The sequence below is a fragment of the Paenibacillus qinlingensis genome (assembly GCF_013204845.1).
GTDB classification, from domain to species: domain Bacteria; phylum Bacillota; class Bacilli; order Paenibacillales; family NBRC-103111; genus Paenibacillus_E; species Paenibacillus_E qinlingensis.
Genome location: NZ_JABMKY010000004.1, coordinates 325,641 through 345,616 on the forward strand (window position 1 = coordinate 325,641; position 19,976 = coordinate 345,616).

General features: G+C 46.6%; 8 protein-coding genes. All 8 read left to right on the plus strand.

Annotated elements, in window-relative coordinates; translation table 11 throughout:
* The first annotated feature begins 186 nt into the window (after positions 1-186).
* The 8 genes from HQN88_RS11075 to HQN88_RS11110 all read left to right on the plus strand — a co-directional run bounded on the left by HQN88_RS11075 (position 187) and on the right by HQN88_RS11110 (position 19,700).
* Positions 187-7,041, plus strand: coding sequence for an S-layer homology domain-containing protein (locus tag HQN88_RS11075; protein ID WP_173111009.1), 6,855 nt, complete (start codon positions 187-189; stop codon positions 7,039-7,041).
* Positions 7,042-7,539: 498 nt separating this feature from the next.
* Complete coding sequence (locus tag HQN88_RS11080; protein WP_173111012.1) at positions 7,540-9,117, plus strand: extracellular solute-binding protein; 1,578 nt, start codon at positions 7,540-7,542, stop codon at positions 9,115-9,117.
* Between the two features lie 177 nt (positions 9,118-9,294).
* The gene (locus HQN88_RS11085; protein ID WP_173111015.1) at positions 9,295-10,257 is read left to right on the plus strand and encodes a Gfo/Idh/MocA family protein; all 963 of its coding nucleotides are present in this window, start codon (positions 9,295-9,297) and stop codon (positions 10,255-10,257) included.
* Between the two features lie 18 nt (positions 10,258-10,275).
* Positions 10,276-12,396: a glycoside hydrolase family 31 protein gene (locus HQN88_RS11090; RefSeq protein WP_173111018.1), complete on the plus strand. Its 2,121-nt coding sequence runs from the start codon at positions 10,276-10,278 to the stop codon at positions 12,394-12,396.
* Between the two features lie 79 nt (positions 12,397-12,475).
* Entirely contained in the window at positions 12,476-13,495 is a 1,020-nt protein-coding gene (locus HQN88_RS11095) for a response regulator transcription factor (protein WP_173111021.1), read from the plus strand.
* Entirely contained in the window at positions 13,492-15,327 is a 1,836-nt protein-coding gene (locus HQN88_RS11100; RefSeq protein WP_173111024.1) for a cache domain-containing sensor histidine kinase, read from the plus strand. The genes HQN88_RS11095 and HQN88_RS11100 overlap by 4 nt, the downstream gene beginning before the upstream one ends.
* A gap of 11 nt (positions 15,328-15,338) precedes the next feature.
* Positions 15,339-17,627, plus strand: a complete 2,289-nt coding sequence (locus HQN88_RS11105; RefSeq protein ID WP_216855688.1) for a glycoside hydrolase family 95 protein — start codon at positions 15,339-15,341, stop codon at positions 17,625-17,627.
* A 177-nt stretch (positions 17,628-17,804) separates the two neighbouring features.
* On the plus strand, positions 17,805-19,700 hold the full coding sequence (locus HQN88_RS11110) for a PrkA family serine protein kinase (RefSeq protein WP_056624593.1): 1,896 nt from the start codon (positions 17,805-17,807) through the stop codon (positions 19,698-19,700).
* The last annotated feature ends 276 nt before the right edge of the window (positions 19,701-19,976 follow it).

Consider the following 19,976-nt stretch of genomic DNA (forward strand, 5'->3'; position numbering starts at 1 on the left):
CTCATATCGTAAATAAATCAACCCCAATCGTAAATTTTTCCATCTATGGAAATAAGAATGTGATTTACAATCAGTCAAGTAGGGGAAGGAAGGAGATGAAGTTAACATTCGTTATGGAAGCGATTGCAATTGGGACGAAAACCCCTTCTTTCAAGTAGGTGCAACTGACTCTAAGGAGGCTTTAGAATGTTCAGTAAGAGGTTAAAGCAACAAGTACTTAAACGGGCAGTAAGCATAGTGCTTTCATTGGCACTTGTTCTTACGTTGATTAACATGAAGCCAATAGAAACGGTTTATGCAGCTCCGGAAGACAACTTGGGCATTTTGGACATACGCGTGAACAAGCCAGTAAGCGCAGAAGTTAATCTGAATCATGCAACTATTGATGTATCCTTGCCCTACGGCGCCCTATATCAAATGCTGAATGTCACAACCAACGGTGCAAACGCCGTTCTCTATCGAAGTGACGAAACAACGGTGATCCCTTTCGCTGCCAGCGGCATCAACCAAGGTGATGCGAAAATGGACCAATTTTCAGCAAGCGGAACCACGACGTATTATTTGGTAGTAAGTGATACCCAGAATAGCTCCAATAGCAAAAAATATACGATAACGGTTAAAGTAGATACGGCTGTGCCAGCTTTAACAGGTCCAATGGGGCCAAATGATAAATATTCGCCGCTTAACATTCAGGGGGGGGAATCTGCTTGGGATGTGATCGGATCCTCCAAAATTGGCAATGGCAGCGGTACAGGTTCCATTGAGGGACCTACGAGCCCTTCTTCCTACAGCGGGAAACCTTGGACGGAGTCTGTGTATGATCGTTCAGGGGACTATCCAGCTGCTTCGACTGTGAATGAATCCTGGTTGGGTGACAATATGTATTTGCAAACAATCGGGCGAAATGATTTGAATGCGCTTACGAAATATGGCATTGCAGGTGTGCCAGGTACTTCCAAGCTCAACTCGGACATTTTGCGCTTTCATGAATTTAAACCTTTTGTTACACCAGAAGGTGTAAGTCGAGACGACGGTGATCGTGGGGCTGTGGGCAGTGATCGGCAGCGTTTGGAGATTAAGACGAATACAAGCGCAGCCAACAGCGATGCGAATAGCGTAGGCGGCGATATTATGACCCACCACTGGAGACTCATGCTCCCGTCGGAAACGTTAAGGTTTCAACAAGATGTTGGCGATAAAAAAGCAGGCGATTTTATTGATCCCCACCGGTTCTGGCACATCTTCCAACTGAAAGAAGTAGTCGGCAACGCAGCGGGCCAACCTGTGACTACACTAACCTTGGTTTCCAGCGAAGGCAAAGGGCAGCTTGAATTCAGGAACAATCCCGATGGCAGCTATGCCGATCGCATTAAGCCATTGTTCACGATTCCTTTTGAAGAGGTCGCAGATCGCTGGCTTGATTTTGAAGTAACGATTTTAACAGCAGATAAAGGTTACTTATACGGAAAACTTGTCGATCTGGAATCAGGTGAAGTGTTGTTCCAAGGCGGGATGACAGCCGAAACATCTAGACGACCTGAAGTGAGCAATCCAACGACGGGCAGACTTGAACGAACGGATTTACCCGTTGAAGCGGGTCAACAAAACCGTTCCAAATGGGGATTGTACCGGGGGTTGTATAACGGCCCAGCTGATGCGGCTTATGCCGATGAATGGCAAGCAGCAACGATGTATCTGTCTGACGTACATGTCATCAAAAGGGATAAAGACAGCTATATTTTCCCGGATGGCTGGAATCCCAATGTGCAACCGAAGGATGTTGTTGCATGGGCAAGACCAGCAGCCATTTCAGCTTCCCAAGGGACGGCATTTGGCAGTTTACCATTACCATCCAAGCTGGATGTCACCTTGAGTACGGGGAAAACAGAGCAGGTGAATGTAACCTGGAGCTCGGCTGGCTATAACCCTGATCATACGGGGATTAATAAGATTATTGGTGAATTTAGCGGTCCAGGAATTACGAACTCGATGCATATTCAGCCCAATATTGAAGTGAATCTTTCCAGTTATAAGAACTGGGCGGTGGCTCCTGGGGCTACGATAAAGGTTGTGTCTAGCAGCAGCAACAGCAAGGGCAACTTTATTGATGATAATGCTACGACGGCTTGGCAGGCGAACAGCTCGCTAACCAAAACAGATGGATATCAGTACTGGGCAGCCGTACAACTGGAAAAGAAAATAGATGTAAGTAACGTTCAAATTGAATGGACGAGTAATAGTAAGTTTTTGAAAAACTATCAGGTATATTACACCAATGATGCAACAGCTTTCAATGAACTCAAAGAAGGGAATGCCCTATCGGCGACTTCAGAAGCAACGCGGAAACCGCTTGAGACGGCAAATGGTGCCCTATGGCAACCAATTCCTGGCGTGGGGAAAAGTACACAACTAGAAAATAACGAAAAAGCCAATCATACATTAGCCGTGCCGATTGCGGCGCAATATATATTGCTTGTCTCCGATGTCACATTGGATAACAGTGCTGGGGGAATCAAAGCAAATGTATTCAATATTTTCGGTGAACCTTCGGCAACGGATGTTCCAGTCACTCCGACAGGCTCTGTTAACCTGCTAGATCCATCCCGTTTTACACCACAAGCAGGTGTTAATTTCAAGGTAAGCTCGGAGGCCAATGATCATCCGGGTGTAGATGCTTTGAAATCAAGCGGCAGCGGATATTGGCGTAATGCCAACCCTAGTGTGTATAAGGGAGATTATTCACCGTCCTCACTCGCGTTAAGCCTTGACTTAGGCGCGCCAAAAACAATTGATAAATTGTACCTTGAAATACCAAACACCATTGCTAACCTTCAAAGCAATGCAACCAGATTTGAGGTCTATTACACGAATGATCCTGCATCATGGGCGAGTGCACCTACGGCTGCTGATGGGGTCCATATGTATGACTGGAAAGCAAACGGCTGGAAGCTAGCTGGCGGTACGGAGACCGAAGGTTTATGGTCTTACGTGACGTATAACGGTCAACAATGGGGCTATGATACGAAGACGTTTTTGTATCCGTTTACAGCTCGTTATGTCATGATAAACACCGTGCTAGTCGGGCCAAGCGATAAGCGTGCGAATGATACCAATTCCATGATGGGTTTATCTGCGTTGACGATTTACGGTAAAGATGCCGTAGTGAATGCAACTGTGTTAGTGCCGGCAAAGGATACTTACAGTACATGGGATCAGGTTACACCTATATCGACAACGATTAACCTAGGTGGGAAAGTGCTTACGAGTATTACGAAGGGTGACAATACGCTTCTACTAAATACGGATTACTCGTTATCCGGTAATAAGGTTACCTTTACCCATTCATACCTTGCTAAATTACCACTTGGCACGAATGAATTTACGTTTCACTTCAACAGCGGTGCCCCTTCGCTATTTGCGTTGGATGTCATAGCCCGAGGTTATGGCGCTAATGACAAGACAATCAAGATGAACGCAATCGAAGGCGTATCTCCTTACAATGTGTTAGGCGGGGCCATGGGAACCGACGAACCTGTCGAAGGTGTTACGAAAAGAATAAGAGATGCTTATCACGCATTCTACGGTAATCAACCTCGAGCGACAGCCGCTGATGATCATATCACGAGTGTTTGGGACAGCACATTACAAAAAAATGTGTTCAAAATCTTTGAATACGGCAGAGGTCTGAATAATGAGTTCTTGGATAAGACGCGAGATGGCGAGTACGGCCACAAAGGTGTATTTGATCCGAATGTCGGCTATGTTGTTGACGGCGCAGCTACAACGGATCGGCAACGAGTTGAAATTCGACCAAGTGAAGATTCAAATAACGATTTTGTAGCGTACGAAGGCGATTTGGTTTCCTATGAGTGGATGTGGAATATTCCAGACGGCATCCAGTGGAACCAGTCAAACTTCAGGCATATCTTCCAGTTGAAGGCTACGAATCGCCAAGCCCCTGATACTTTACCAGGCGGCAACAATGGCGGTGAGAACGGCGCCTATATTCTTGCGATGTCCATTTCTGGAACGACGAACCGAGATCTAGTTGTTAATCATAACCGTTATGATGGCGATAAGACGTTGATGCGAATTCCATTAAAAGAAATTGATGGGCACTGGATTAAAGTTGAGCTCAAAGCTCACATTTCGGACAGTGGCTGGCTGACCATTAAGATTACGGATCAAGTGACGGGCAAGGTATATACCTTTGACAGTCCCGATGTCTATCAAGTGTTCGGTAATCAAGGTACAGGTGATGGTGTGAAAGACTTATGGCGAAGACCGGAAAGAGCAGGTGGTTTTGAGACCGAGTATCCGGCTGCGTTTGATCAATATCTACGTCCAAAATGGGGGATATACCGCAGCTCTGCTAACGGTACTAACTCTGCCTATGACGCTGAGCTCGGGCTATCCGACATTACCATAAGTAAGGTGGCAACAGGGTTATCATCTGTCAATCTGGCGCTTAATAAGAAAGCCTACAATGTTGGAACGACAGTTGGTGCTAACCAGATACAGCTACAATCTGCTACGGCAAATGGATACGGAAATGCCAATAAATTGACCAATGGTGTATTGCAGGATCCGATCAAATGGGCGGTAACGAATATTACCAATATGGATCAAATCGGCAATTATTCGTGGCTGGGTACTGACGGTGAGCGTAAAGGCAGCTTTGTCATCGATCTTGGCCAGGCTATGGATTTTAGCCAAATTAGATTGTTTGCCAAATCTACAAGGTTAAAAGGCGCAACGGTGTCTGTATCAACTGATTATGGAGATCATTCATCGGCAGTTGATTTTAACAACATGGCCTTTCAACAAGTGGAGAAACAGACAGCCTTAGGGTATACGTATGAGACTGGCAATAAGGATGGCGGTACGGATTCAACAGATAGTTCGCACCCCATTAACCTAGGTAAGACTTACCATGCGAGATACATCAAAGTAACAGTAGAGAACGCTTCTGGTGGCAATGCAGGCACAGATCTTACTGGACCTCCACGCCTGACACAGGTACAAGTGTTTAATGCGCCGCTTCCTCCGCAGCATGTGAAGATTGAACCTAGCGGATCAAGCTCGGGTAATCTGCTGAAGTGGGACGCTAATGTATTAAGTGAAGGTTACACGGTGTACAATGAGACAACGGTATTGGCTGAGATCCCAGCAGGCATAACAAGCTACCTGTTGCCGAGCAACCTGACTGATTTCTCAAAAGTGAGTGTAAGAGCCAAAGGAACCGACCCGTATTCACGCAAGTTTATGATTTCGGCTCCGACCTTTCTTAACATAGCAACGGAGATCGTCGGTATTGCACCGATTAGCGTCACAACGAGCGTTGGCGTAGCCCCAGTGTTACCGACAGTAGTCACAGCGGTGTACAGTGACAACACGACAGGACAGCGATCGGTAGTTTGGGATCCTATTGCTCCTTCCCAATATGCTGCTGCAGGGAGTTTTAGCGTGCAAGGAACCGTAACCGGTGTAACTTATAAAGCTTTGGCCAATATTACAGTTACAGCTGTGGATATTCCTCTACCTGTAATTGTTAGTTATTCGCCAATCAACATAACGACAACAGCTGGAACAGCACCTGTATTACCAACGGTAGTTGCAGCGGTTTACAGCGACAATACAACTAAGCAGTTGGGGGTCGTATGGAGCAACATTGTGGCTTCGCAATACGCCTCGGCGGGTACTTTTAAAGTACTGGGAACAGTTGCAGGAACTTCTTTGAAGGCAGAAGCAACGATCACCGTTACAGCACGTACGACAGATTCGGGGTCAGGTACAGGATCTGGAACGGGTACTGGCACAGGTACAGGTACAGGAACTGGTTCTACTTCAGGAACAACGGGGATCGTCGATCTGAACAAAGATGCCAAAGTAACGAAAGAAACTACGGCGGATGGACAGACGGTCACCAAAGTCACCGTAGATGCGGATAAGTTGGAGAAAGCAGCATCAGCGATTCCCGTTGTTGTGATCGAAGTGAAGGACAGTACATCCATTGTAAAAGTGGAACTGTCTGGCCAAGCGATCCTGAACGCAATCAATAAGCAAGCTGGTGCGGTGATTCAGATTAAAGCGAATGGTGCGATATATGAGCTGCCAGTCCAATTGTTCAAAGATATAGCTAAGGATTCTACAATAAGCGTTGTGATTTCTAAAGTTTCCGGCAAAGTCGGAGACGATGTCAATGCAGCGGTGAATAAACGGAACGCAAAGCAAGTGGTTGCGAACCCGATCGATTTTACAATCATGGTGAATGGGAAAGAATTGAGTGATTTTGGCGGCGTGTATGTGAACCGCACCCTCAGCTTGGGTACATGGACAGGTGACCCTGGCAAGGTAACGGCGGTGTGGATCGATGCGAACAATGGGATCCATTTCGTACCAGCGTTAATTATGACGAAAAATGGGACAGCTGAAGCTACAATTCGCTCGCCGCACAACAGCATGTACACAGTTATTCAATCCAATCAAGCGTTTGCAGATTTAGCTGGACATTGGGCCAAAGCGGACGTTGAGCTATTGGCGAATAAATGGATTGTTAACGGAATAACGGATCAGAAGTTCGCACCAGAAGCGCAAGTGACGCGTGCTGAGTTTGCAGCGATGGTAGTTCGATCGCTTGGACTCTCCGAGAAGAAAGCAGATGCATTCCGTGATGTGCAGCCGAGCGACTGGTTCGCAGGAGCTGTTAGTACGGCCCATCAAGTTGGCTTGATCAACGGCTATGAGGATGGTACCTTTAGACCTAACGCAATCATCACTCGCGAACAAATGGTGGCAATGATGATGCGTGCGATGAAAGTTGGCGGTAAGGAAATTCAAGCCAGCACCGCTGTTTTAGATCGCTTCACCGACCGTTCGACGATCAGCGAATGGTCGAAGCCAGCCGTTGCACAGGCGCTGACAGCTGGCCTCATTCAAGGCGTGTCGAACAATGCTTTCGCACCGACGGAGCCTGCAACACGCGCACAAGCTGCAACAATGATGAAGCGTATGCTGCAATCCCTACAATTTATTAACTGATGGAGGCCCAGACCGCCATGCTGTTCGGCGGTCTTTCTTCCATCTAGGGTTGCACCAGATGGTAACCTTCTTCATGTGGTGACTTCCCTAGCTAATTCTTAGCTGTCGGCTAGTCATCTAAATGGATTTACTCCATCTATTCGTGGCAAATTTCCCGAATCTTAGGGAGTAGATGTATTTTATACATTTAATTTTCATGTAGGTGCTCGATATTCCGAAATGCAGATAAATTAGCTGTATATTTTCCATTTATTCGCGAAAACACAGCGAAATACTGAGTATTACCTGTATTTTTTCCATCTAAACACGGAGAGCCTACTTCGTTTGACTCAAACGAGATCGTGATGGCACTTTGGAATCGAAATTCAGGTCTTTCTTCAATCGTATAAAATCACATAGCGTCTTAAATTTATACATTCAGAAATCGCATTGTAATCGTTATGATAATCACAGATCGATGGAATCGCTTACAGTAAATGAAGAAAGAAGGGGTTTTCAATGAAAAAAACAATCAGCCTAAGTTTAGCCGTCATGATGGCAGCTGCCGCATTAACCGCGTGTTCTTCAGACGGAAAAGTTGCGGGTACGGCTTCACCACAGCCATCCGGTAACGTAAAGGCAGCGCCGGTCAAATTCTCATTGCTTTTTCCGACGACGGTCAGCACGGGCTATCACACCCGAATTCCTGATTTAAACAAGGACAAGTGGGTCTTGAAGCTGGAGGAATTAACGAATACGGATCTGGATGTTCGAGTTGTAGAGGATGCCAAATTCGGAGTTATGTTCGCAAGTAACGATATTCCCGATGTTGTCGGCAGTATCGGTGGTCCGGGCAGTAAGTCGATGTCTGGTTCGGTTGAGAACGGAGTGTTCATGCCGCTGGATGATCTGTTGAAGCAGTATGGACCTAATTTAATGAAAAATGTACCCAAAGCAGCGTGGGAGAGTGTTTCGTACAATGGCAAGATTTATGGCATTCCCGAATATTTGAGCAATCCTTCTCGCCGTGCCACGTACATTCGGACAGATTTGTTAGCTAAAACAGGGCTTCAGGCTCCGAAAACAGTAGAGGAGTTTCTGAATGTTCTACGGGCGTTCAAGAAGCTGGGCGTCGAGAGTCCTTATCAAATGAGGGAAAACTTCAAGTATGCTGACGTTCTTCTAGGAGCTTACGATGTATTGCCGTATAAGGATCAGTTTGAACTCGTGGACGGTCAAGTTGTTCCGAAGTTCTTCGATTCAGAGAATGTACAGAGAGCCCTTACTGCTTATAAAACGATGTATGATGAAGGCTTAATTCCGAAGGAATTCGCTACCATTTCAGCTACGGATTACAATAAGAGCTTAGATTCGGGTAAAGCTGGGATCTGGTCGCAGAATGCTTCCGGTTTACCTGGTTCCAAAACCAAGCTAAGAGCACTCAACCCGGACTTCAAAGCGGATATCATTCCTTCTCCGAAGGGGCAAGAGGGCAAAGGCGGTTATTTCCTTTACTCACCTGTCGTAAGAACGTTCTATATCAATAAAAATGTGAAGCAAGACACAGCTGCCGGCATCATCAAAATGTTTGATTGGATGATGACTTCCAAAGATGCTGAAACATTCTTTACCTTCGGGATTGAAGGCGATACCTATACGAAAGACAGCAGTGGAGCGATTAACTATAAATTCCCTGTAACCAAGGAAGATATTGATGAAGAAGGGTTCCGCAGTGGAACGCTTTGGGCGGTACATGACTCTACCTACAATAAACCAAGAATGCAGTTAAATGATGATGGTAAAACGACTTTGAAAGCTTTTGACGAAGTTCTTTCGAAGGAAGGTTTACCTGGGATCGGATTCTATCCAGATTTGAGCAGCTTTGCAAAATTCCCGGATCTTGCAGCTCCGCAACCTGACGTAGGTCCGAAAATCATCGTCGATCATATGATCAAAATGATTTATGGCAAAGAGCCCATCTCCGACTGGCCGAAGGTCATCGAAGAGTATAAAGCCAAAGGCGGAACTGAAATCATTAAAGAAGCAACAGATCGTTGGAACAAGAAGCAAGGCGCGATTATGATTGACATGAAATAAAGAAGCTTCTCAAAAGGCATCCCTCCCGCAGCGTAATTGGTGGAGGGATGTCTTTTCTGTCATGAAATCGTAAAAAAACACATGTGGTCGTAAGTTTGTACGTTTTTCTCCAGTGGATAATCTCCTATAATGAAGGCAACTAAAATTCCATGTAATCTTAAGGGGGTAATTGAATAGATGAAAGCGATATTGGTTGGTTTGGGTTCAGCCGGGTTCAGTTGGTATAAACGGTTAAGAGATCAAGGATTATTAGCTGCCGTTGTTGAGGTTGATATCACGATGAAAGAGAAGATGGGGGACGATCCGTTCCCCTTCTACACCTCATTAGAAGAAGCTTTGCAGAATGAACAGGCTGATTTTCTGGTCAATGTAACGTCACCTATGAGGCACACAGTAGTGAACCATGCGGCATTTGACCGTAAGTTGGCGGTCTTGTGCGAGAAACCGATTTCCTTTGACTATGAGGAATCCATCGAGATCGTAACACGAGCTACGGAGGAAAAGCTCCCATTTATGATTGCCGAGAATTACCGCAGGATGCCTTGTATTCGTAAAACGAAACAGCTTTTGGACGAAGGTGTCATTGGCCGTATTTCGTCTATAGAAATACAGTTCTACAGATACCACCATGTGGAGCGGAGATATACCGTGAGTATTCTAGATGACATAGGGGTGCATCACTTAGATATGATCCGCTATTTCACTGGCAGAGAAGGAAAGTCGGTTCAATCGAAGCTGTACAATCCAATTGGCGCTTGGCAAGAAGAAGGCGCGCTTATCAATGCGTATGCTTTCATTGAAATGGAAGGTGGCATCACAGCGGTTTACAACGCATCCATCTCAGCTAGGGGAACGGAGACGCCTTGGAGCGGCAACTGGCGAATCGAAGGAACGGAAGGCGCTATCGAAATCGTCGATAAACAAATTCGGCTCATTCGGGACGGCAAAGTTGAAGTTGTTGATGACATAAGTGGTGTCGACGAAACCGATACACTGGCTGAATTTCTGGCATCACTTATTGAAGGACGCGAAGCGGAAACAAGCGGCAGGGATTATTTGAAAACCCAAGCACTTGTTCATTATACGAAGCTGGCTAATGCGTCCGGCAGAACAATGTCCATTGAGGTTCCAACTCTATAGAGGAATGGGGAAATTAGCATGCAGACAACGAATTGGCAACAATCAGCACCAGGCGTATGGCGCGTTACGATAGGCGATCCGCAGGGCATGACACCACTCTCCTTAATGGGTGTTTTACCGAAATCAGAGGCACTAGAGCAGCTGCCGCAGGTGAATCCTCCCTTTTCAAGGGAAAGTATCGAAATCGAGGATTTAGGTGACTATCATATTCTATCTATACCCCTTAATCGTACAGAAAAGCTTTATGGGACAGGCCTGCAATTATTACGGATGAATCAACGCGGAAGAAATCGTTATTTGCGGGTAAATAGCGATCCCAAGCAAGATACAGGGGAGACCCATGCGCCTGTGCCTTTCTACATTAGCGATCTCGGGTATGGGGTATTAGTGGATACTTCACGAATCGTGACCATGTACTGTGGCTCAACCATGAGACAAGGGGAAACGTTAAGCGAGGATATTCGTGACCGCAACACGGATAAGGGGTGGAAAGCAACACTAGCGGCATCACGAGTGGAGATCAAACTACCTAGAGAAGGTGCCGATGTTTATCTGTTTGGTGGACCGACGCTTGCAGATGTAGTGGCTAGATATAATTTGTTTTGCGGTGGAGGTACATTGCCTCCGAAGTGGGGACTTGGCTTCTGGCATCGTGTTCCGACGCTGTATACGGATGAGCAGGTGCTAGAAGAAGCAGAGCAGTTCCGTCAGCACGATATGCCTTGTGATGTGATCGGACTCGAACCGGGTTGGCACAGCCATAGCTATCCTGTCAGTTATGAATGGGAAAAGAGCCGGTTCCCGGAACCGGAACAATTCGTGAAGGCGCTCAACCTTAAGGGCTTACGCGTGAACCTGTGGGAGCATCCTTTTGTATCTCCAAAGAGTGAGTTGTATGAGGAATTGAAGTTGCTATCGGGAAGCCATTCCGTATGGGGAGGCCTTGCTCCTGATTACTCCTTGCCTGAAGCTGTGACACTATATAAGAAACAGCATGAAGAGCAGCATGTTAATATCGGGGTATCCGGTTACAAACTGGATGAATGTGATGGCAGTGATTTGACCAACAATTCTTGGATGTTTCCAGCACATGCTCAGTTCCCATCCGGTCTAGATGGTGAGCAGATGAGACAAATGTATGGGTTAATGTTCCAAAAGATGACAACGGAGATATACCGCAGCCAAAATCGGCGAACGTACGGACTTGTTAGAGCCTCGAATACCGCGGCTTCTTCCATGCCGTATGTTTTGTATTCGGATCTTTATGATCACAAGCAATTCATTCGCGGCGTATGTAATGCCTCTTTCAGCGGGTTGCTGTGGACGCCGGAAGTACGAAGAGCTAGGAATGCCGAAGACTGGGTCAGACGGATGCAAACAGTCATCTTCTCGCCACTCGCGATGCTCAATGCTTGGGGAGATGGCACGAAACCGTGGTCCTTCCCAGAGGTTGAGGAAACAGTTCGCCACTATATCAAGCTGCGGATGAGACTGCTGCCTTACTTGTATACGGCTTTCGCAGCATATCGAGAGAAGGGGATTCCTCCCTTTCGTGCTATGCCATTCGTGATGTCACCAGCGGAAATTGCTACAGCCGAAGCCCTTGAAGCACAAGCTGCCGAGCAAACCTTGAACACGACAGATGGCGCTTATGGCAAGAAGAAAGTGAGAGAATGGGATGACCAGTACATGGTCGGCGATGCCCTGTTAGTTGCCCCGCTTGTCGAAGGAGAATCTGAGCGAGAAGTCCTGCTCCCTGAGGGAATCTGGTACGGTTTAGAGACTGGCGAGCGTTATGAAGGTGGAAGTATTATTCGTATTCAATGCGGCCTAGAACGCATACCTGTATTTGTTCGAAATGGTGCTGTCATTCCAATGATGCCTGCGCTGTCGCATGTTCCACCCATTGGGACACAAGTCCCTCTTGAGATTGTTCATTTCGGTGATGTGCCAGGTGAAGGGAATCTCTATGACGATGACGGGGAAACGTTCGACTATGAAGCGGGTGTATGCGGCTTGTGGACGGCAAAAGTTACTCGTGATGCAGATGGCACCTACAAAGGGCAACTTTTAGGGTCTACTGAGAAGCCGCAAGCCTATAGTGCTGTCACGTGGCGCTTCGCACAAATTCGTTTGTAATACCCTCCGTTGAAGAAGCTGTACCAGTGAGTTATCATAACAGGATATTGAATCTGAGACATAAGAAGGAGGTCTGGACATGCATGTATTGATTGTTGACGATGAGCCGGTCATTCGCAGAGGAATTGTAAAGATGGCGGAAATGTACCAACCCGCTTTCTCGAGAATTCAGACAGCCGAGAATGGCGTGGATGCGTTGGAACGCATTCGTGCTTGTGAGCCTGATCTTGTGTTGATGGATGTTCGTATGCCGAAAATGGATGGATTGGAACTCTGCCGAATCATTCATGAGGAGTTCCCTCAGATCAAGACGGTTGTGATATCCGGTTACAGTGACTTTGAATATGCACAAAAAAGTATGAACTATGGTGTTCGTCATTATCTGTTGAAACCAGTCACCACAGCGGATGTGCACGATATGTTGAATCAGTTAATTAAAGAGCCTTCGCGCGGCTATATGCCGCCTTCTCGTTATATTGCGTGGATCGACCAGATGGAGGAACATATATGGGCTTTGCAAATGGAGGAACTGGACAGTCTAATCATCCGTTGGCGTGAATATTGTATGTCGGTGAATCTTTCGTTGGCTGGAATGAAGGAACTGCTGGAGGATTGTAATGTACTGCTAATTAAACGCTTCCAAGCTCGTAACTACTCTCCCTCACTGATGCAATCGCACATGCAGGCAGAGAGTATGAAGGAAGTTTTAGATATATTTAGTAAAGGTTTGATTCAAATGGCGAAGGGGCTGCAAGCTGTTCGAAGTGGAAGTTTTAAAGATCCGATGGAAGAGGCCAAAAGCTATATTGACAGCAGATTATCAGAGGATATCACGTTGGATCAAGTTGCGGCCATGGTCGGATTAACACCGACATATTTCAGCTCACTTTTTAAAAAAGTTACCCAAGAGACCTTTGTTCAGTACCGCATTAACAAAAGAATGATGAAGGCGAAGGAAATGTTGGCCGTTCCTTACGTCCGAATCGTGGATGTCGCTGCAGATGTTGGGTACGACGATTACCCTCATTTCACCAAAACCTTCAAAAAAATTGTCGGCGTATCTCCTTCTGAATATCGTGCAGGGCTTGGTATCAAATGAAAATTAGAGGACTAACGAAGAAGATATTCGTTTATTTTTTGATCGTTATCATTCTCTCTCTGAGCAGTGTAGGCTTCTTCTCCTACATGACTTCTTCCGGTGAGTTAGCGGAAATGGTGGAGAACCAAATGAACCAAATCGTCGGAAATGCGGTTCATCACACGGATTTGTATTTGAAGGATTATGAGCGGTCGATTGTCTCCCTTTTGACAAACAGACAGGTTATGGAGTTTGTAGATTTGAAGGCAGACCGGGAGGAATATGACTATTATATTGCTCGGAAAACGATTCGCGAACTGAGTGTCGATCCGTTATTCATCCGTAATCCAAAGTTGTCATCCGTGTATGTGCTTAGCGATAAACTGAATGCCATCTATTACTATAATGGTGTAGGTGAGCAATCCTTCAACGCTGAGGATAAGCGGAAGCAGCGCGAATATTTTCTCGCCAATACAGCGGCTGACGGTAAATTAAGTATTTTGAACCATACGATCATTGAAGGTCAAGAGAATCAAATGCTTACGCTTGTTCGCCGTTTTCGAGGGTTCACCTCGCCTGAATTGAGTGGCATACTCGCCATTGAGATGCGATCGGCTGATCTGTCTGCCCTATGGAAAGGGATTGATTTGGGAAAATACGGGTACCTATTCATCATTGATAATAAAGGCCGTTATATCTATCATCCAGATGGGGATAAAGTCGGAACCGATGTCCCAAATGCATTTGTAGAAAAGATGGAAAAGGCAGGTACTGCTTCCTTCATTGACAGCAGTGAGGGAGATGAACGCATGTATGTGAGTCGGAGGTCCGATTATTCGGATTGGCAGCTTGTCGTATCCATGCCGCTGCGTGAACTGCGTAAACCATTGACTAACATTCGTTCGACAACCTTGATTGTCGGTTTATTTACATTGGTGTTGGCGATTGGACTTGCTTACAGATTCGGCAGGTCAATTACGAAGCCGATTCAAGTGTTGAAAAGTGGGATGAGAGAAACGGAGAAAGGGAACTGGGCGACGATTCCGTTACCTCCTCATAAGGATGAGATTGTTGAACTGATGGTGCGCTACAATTTGATGGTTAAGCGGCTATCCGAAGCCGTTGACCGTGTAGTACAGGTTGAAATCAGCAACTCTGAGATTCGCATGGAGCGTCAGCGAGCGGAGTTCCAATCCCTGCAGCTGCAGATCAATCCTCATTTTATGTATAACACACTCGAGACTATTGTTTGCTATGCCACGATTCAAGAATCAGAAGAGATATCGGAGATTGTAAAGGCGTTGGCCTATATGCTGCGCTACTCCGTTCAAACCAATCTTGAGGAAATTACCGTGGCTAACGAATTGAAGCATGTTTTGTATTATATTGTTGTTCTGAAGCACAGAATTGGCCGCGAATTCGAGATTGATGTGGCGATTAAGCCGGAGTATTTGCTTCATGTTATGGTTCGTTTGACCCTCCAGCCTTTAGTCGAAAATGTGTTTCAGCATGCCTTTCCTGACGGCTTGGAAGATTATCACTTCGTTCGCATTGACGGAGGTGTTGTTGACGGGATTTTCTGGATCAGCGTTGAGGATAATGGCTCAGGCATGACGGAGGCGAAGTTAACGCAGCTCCAAGAGAAATTGAGCGCCAACCGATTGGCAGATACGGAAACGGATGAAGCGGGTAAAAAAGGCGGCATTGGCGTGCTGAACGTTCATCGCCGTATTCAAATGGTCTATGGGGAGAGCTATGGCCTGAGGATTGAAAGTGTAGCTGAGCAGGGGACGAAAATGATTATGGTGATGCCAGCATCGCCTACACGGCGTGATAAGCCAAATGTTGGATAGGGGGCGTATTCTTGTACAATCGTGAAAAACTGTGGTACCTGGAACCTGCTAAGTTGTGGGTGGAGGCGCTTCCGATCGGGAACGGTCGGTTAGGTGGGATGATCTTCGGTCACGTACAGGAGGAGCGAATTCAGCTTAATGAAGATTCCATCTGGTACGGAGGTCCTAAGGATGGACTGAACCCTGATGGAGCGCAGTATTTGGAACAAATTAGGGGAATGTTGTTTGGCGGGAAGATAGAGGAGGCCACGCGATTAACGCGCATGGCCCTTTTTTCCACGCCTAAATACTATAATCCGTATCAGCCTTTGGGCGATCTGAGGCTTTATTTTCATGGTCAAAAGGGTGAAGTTGAAGGGTATCGCCGAGAATTGGATATCAAAAATGCCGTTGCTCGTACTAGCTATAAGGTGGGCGGAGTTACCTACCATCGAACGATGTATGCCAGCTATCCCGATCAAGTCATCGTCATGCGATTGACATGTGATCAGCCTGGACAGCTGAATTTCTCAGCGAATCTCAACCGCCGCCCCTACGAGGGGGAAACGGGTAGGTTATCGGCTGACAGCATCTGGATGAGCGGCGAATGCGGGAAGCACGGTGTCGAATATGCCTGTGTGTTGAATGCGAGAACCGAGGATGGTTCTGTGTCCGTTATTGGCGATTTCCTGTCTGTGGAAGGGGCAAGTTCTGTGACGCTTCTGCTTGCCGCAGCAAGCACATTTCGCGAGTCGGATCCACTAGCTGCATGCCAACAGCATATTACGGCCGCAGACCAGTTTCAAACGGATGTCTTAGAGAGCCGGCATATCCACGATTATCAAGCCTTGTACAATCGGGTGAGTCTGCAACTGACGGAGCTTGATCCGTTAGATAACTTGGCAACCCATGAGCGATTAAAGCTGCTGCAAGAATCACATTCGAATGTGGACGTTGGTTTGATGGAGCTTTACTTTCACTACGGTCGGTATTTGCTCATCGCCAGCTCCCGCCCTGGATGTTTGCCGGCAAATCTGCAGGGCATATGGAATGACAGCTTTACGCCACCTTGGGAGTCGAAATACACAATAAATATCAATACGCAAATGAACTATTGGCCAGCTGAGGTATGCGGATTGTCCGAGTGTCATGAACCTTTGTTTGATCATATTGAACGCATGCAAGTGAGCGGTCGACAAACCGCAAGGGAGCTGTATGGATGCTCCGGTTTTGTCGCTCATCACAACACGAATATATGGGGAGAAACACGACCAGAGGGCTTGTTTCCGACTTGTGTCATTTGGCCAATGGGAGCAGCATGGTTGAGCTTGCATCTGTGGGAGCAATTTCTGTTTACGGCAGATCAGGACTTCTTACGGGGGAGAGCCTATCCGATCTTGAAGGAAGCCGCGGCTTTTTTCGTGGATTATTTGGTGGAAGCACCGAATGGGCAGCTTGTAACAGGCCCATCTGTCTCACCCGAAAACGTCTACTTATTGGCGGATGGAACTAGAGGGGCATTGACCATGGGACCGGCTATGGATTCTCAGATCATCTACGCGTTGTTCACGGCATGTATCCAGAGCAGTGATCTGCTGCACGTGGATGCTGAGCTACGGGGACAGCTCGCAGCGCTGCTGGAGCGGCTGCCTAAGCCTCAGATCGGCAGGCATGGTCAGATCATGGAATGGTTGGAGGACTATGAGGAGGAGGATCCAGGCCATCGTCATATTTCTCAGTTGTTTGCCCTGCATCCTGGAACGCAAATAAGCCCGCACCGCACGCCGGAATTGGCTGCTGCCGCTGCTGCGACCCTTCAGCGCAGATTAGCAAACGGAGGCGGGCATACGGGCTGGAGCAGTGCGTGGATCGTCAATATGTACGCGAGGCTAGAGGACGGCGAACAGTCGTATGCGCATTTGAGTCACATGCTGCGGAAATCAACGTATCCCAACCTGTTCGATGCGCATCCTCCTTTCCAGATTGACGGCAATTTTGGGGCTGCTGCTGGTATCGTTGAGATGCTCCTGCAGTCACATGCGGGTGAGTTATCTTTGCTGCCGGCTCTACCATCTGCGTGGCAACAGGGGGCTGTGAGCGGCTTGAGAGGGCGCAATGGATATGTGATTGATCTCACATGGTCCGATGGCAAATTATCGAATGCGGTTATCCATGCTGGGGTCTCAGGCCAATGCCGAGTCCGTACACGCGAAGCCATTCTGGTGCGCTGTGGAGGAGAAGACATCCTGGTGGACAGCGCGTGTGAGGTTACCGAATTTAGAGTTGAAGAGGGCTGCAAGTATGAGATTTTCAGAAAATAGGGAACCCTGACTCGGATTCCTAGTCATTTCCATTTTCATAAAACGTTAGAGAGAAATCCGTGACAATTTAAAATTTCGGGCAAGTTATCCTTCATGGGTGCATAGGATTGTAGTACACAATTCACCATCACGAGCTGACCTATTGCTAGTAGAAGGCAGCAGTGAAAGGAGGTACCCATGGACATATTCAAAAGAATTTCAGAGCATCGTACGGAGAAGGATTCATTGAGCTGGACCGGTACGTTCGCGGAGTACATAGAATTGCTTCGCAGTAATCCTGGACTCGCGAGAACTGCGCATTCAAGGGTCTACGACATGATTGCTTCGCAAGGGATCAACGATCAAGTTGGCCACAAATCTTACAAATTTTTCAACCAAGAGATCTTTGGCCTGGATCGTGCCGTTGAGAAGCTAGTGGAAGAATATTTCCATTCCGCAGCCCGTCGATTGGATGTTCGTAAACGTATTTTGTTGCTAATGGGTCCTGTAAGCGGTGGGAAATCCACAATTGTGACCATGCTGAAACGCGGATTAGAGCAGTTTGCCAAAACGGATTTAGGGGCAGTCTATGCGATCAAAGGGTGTCCGATGCACGAAGAGCCGCTTCATTTGATTCCAATGGAGTTGCGACCAGAGATTGAGCGCGAGTTGAATGTGAAAATCGAAGGCAGCTTATGCCCATCGTGCCAAATGCGTTTGAAAACGGAGTACAACGGTTGCATTGAAGATGTGCATGTGGAGCGTGTTTTTGTCTCTGAAGAAGGTCGGGTAGGGATTGGTACATTCAGTCCTTCAGACCCCAAATCGCAGGATATCGCAGACTTAACGGGAAGCATTGACTTTTCAACGATTACGGAGTTTGGTTCAGAGTCGGACCCTCGGGCATATCGCTTCGATGGTGAGTTGAACAAGGCGAACAGGGGTATCATGGAGTTCCAGGAAATGCTGAAATGTGATGAGAAATTCCTCTGGAATCTACTCTCACTGACGCAAGAGGGGAATTTCAAAGCAGGTCGTTTCGCCCTGATCAGTGCAGATGAGTTGATCATTGCGCATACCAATGAAACGGAGTATAAGTCTTTTATCGCGAATAAGAAAAATGAGGCCCTACAGTCTCGTATGATTGTAATGCCGATCCCTTATAATTTGCGTGTATCAGATGAAGAGAAAATTTACTACAAGCTTATCGGACAGAGCGATATGTCACACATCCATATTGCACCGCACGCGCTTCGTGTGGCCGCGATCTTCTCGATTCTCACGCGTTTGAAGGAAACGAAGAAGCAAGGTATGGATTTGATCAAGAAAATGCGTATGTACGACGGTGAAGTTGTCGAGGGTTACAAAGAGGCAGATCTGAAGGAAATGCAAAATGAATATCAAGAAGAAGGCATGAGCGGAATTGATCCGCGTTATGTTATTAACCGTATCTCAAGTGCCTTGATCCGCCAGGATCTTCAATGCATTAACGCTTTAGACGTGCTGCGAGCTCTGAAAGACGGTCTGGATCAGCATCCGTCGATTACCAAGGATGAGCGGGAGCGCTTCTTGAACTTCATCTCGGTTGCCCGTAAGGAATACGATGATATTGCTAAGAAAGAAGTTCAGAAAGCGTTCGTCTACTCCTTCGAGGAGTCGGCTAGAACTATTTTCGACAACTACTTGGATAATATTGAGGCTTATTGCAATTGGGGTAAAATTAAGGATCCGTTGACGGGAGAGGAGATGGATCCAGATGAGCGCCTCATGCGTTCCATTGAAGAGCAGATTGGTATTTCGGAAAATGCGAAAAAAGCATTCCGCGAAGAAATTTTAATCCGTATCTCCTCATACTCACGCAAGGGCAGAAGGTTCGACTATAGCAGTCACGAGCGGCTGCGTGAGGCAATTGAGAAGAAACTATTCGCTGATCTGAAGGACATCGTGAAGATTACGACCTCCACGAAAACACCAGACGAGAAGCAGCTGAAGAAAATTAATGATGTGACGAAGCAGCTCATCGACGAGCATGGGTATTGCCCGGTTTGTGCCAATGAATTACTGCGGTATGTAGGAAGCTTATTGAATAGATAGGCATATGTGCTGAAGCCAAAGACCTGAGTGGGTGACGACCCCTTAGGTCTTTTTTTACATATAAGAAAGTATAAGTTTGAGGCTAGCCCCTTTCGAATCTGTCTAAGTATCTTTTATGTCATTGATAGAAACTAGAGTGTTAGTGTCACGTTTCTACAGTAAACGATAAAATTATCTAGATGATACTCATAGTCCATAGACTCAATTTGAAAATGTTGATTATCATATAAATATAATATATTGAAAGATGCGCTTCTATGATGTGAAACAAATCTA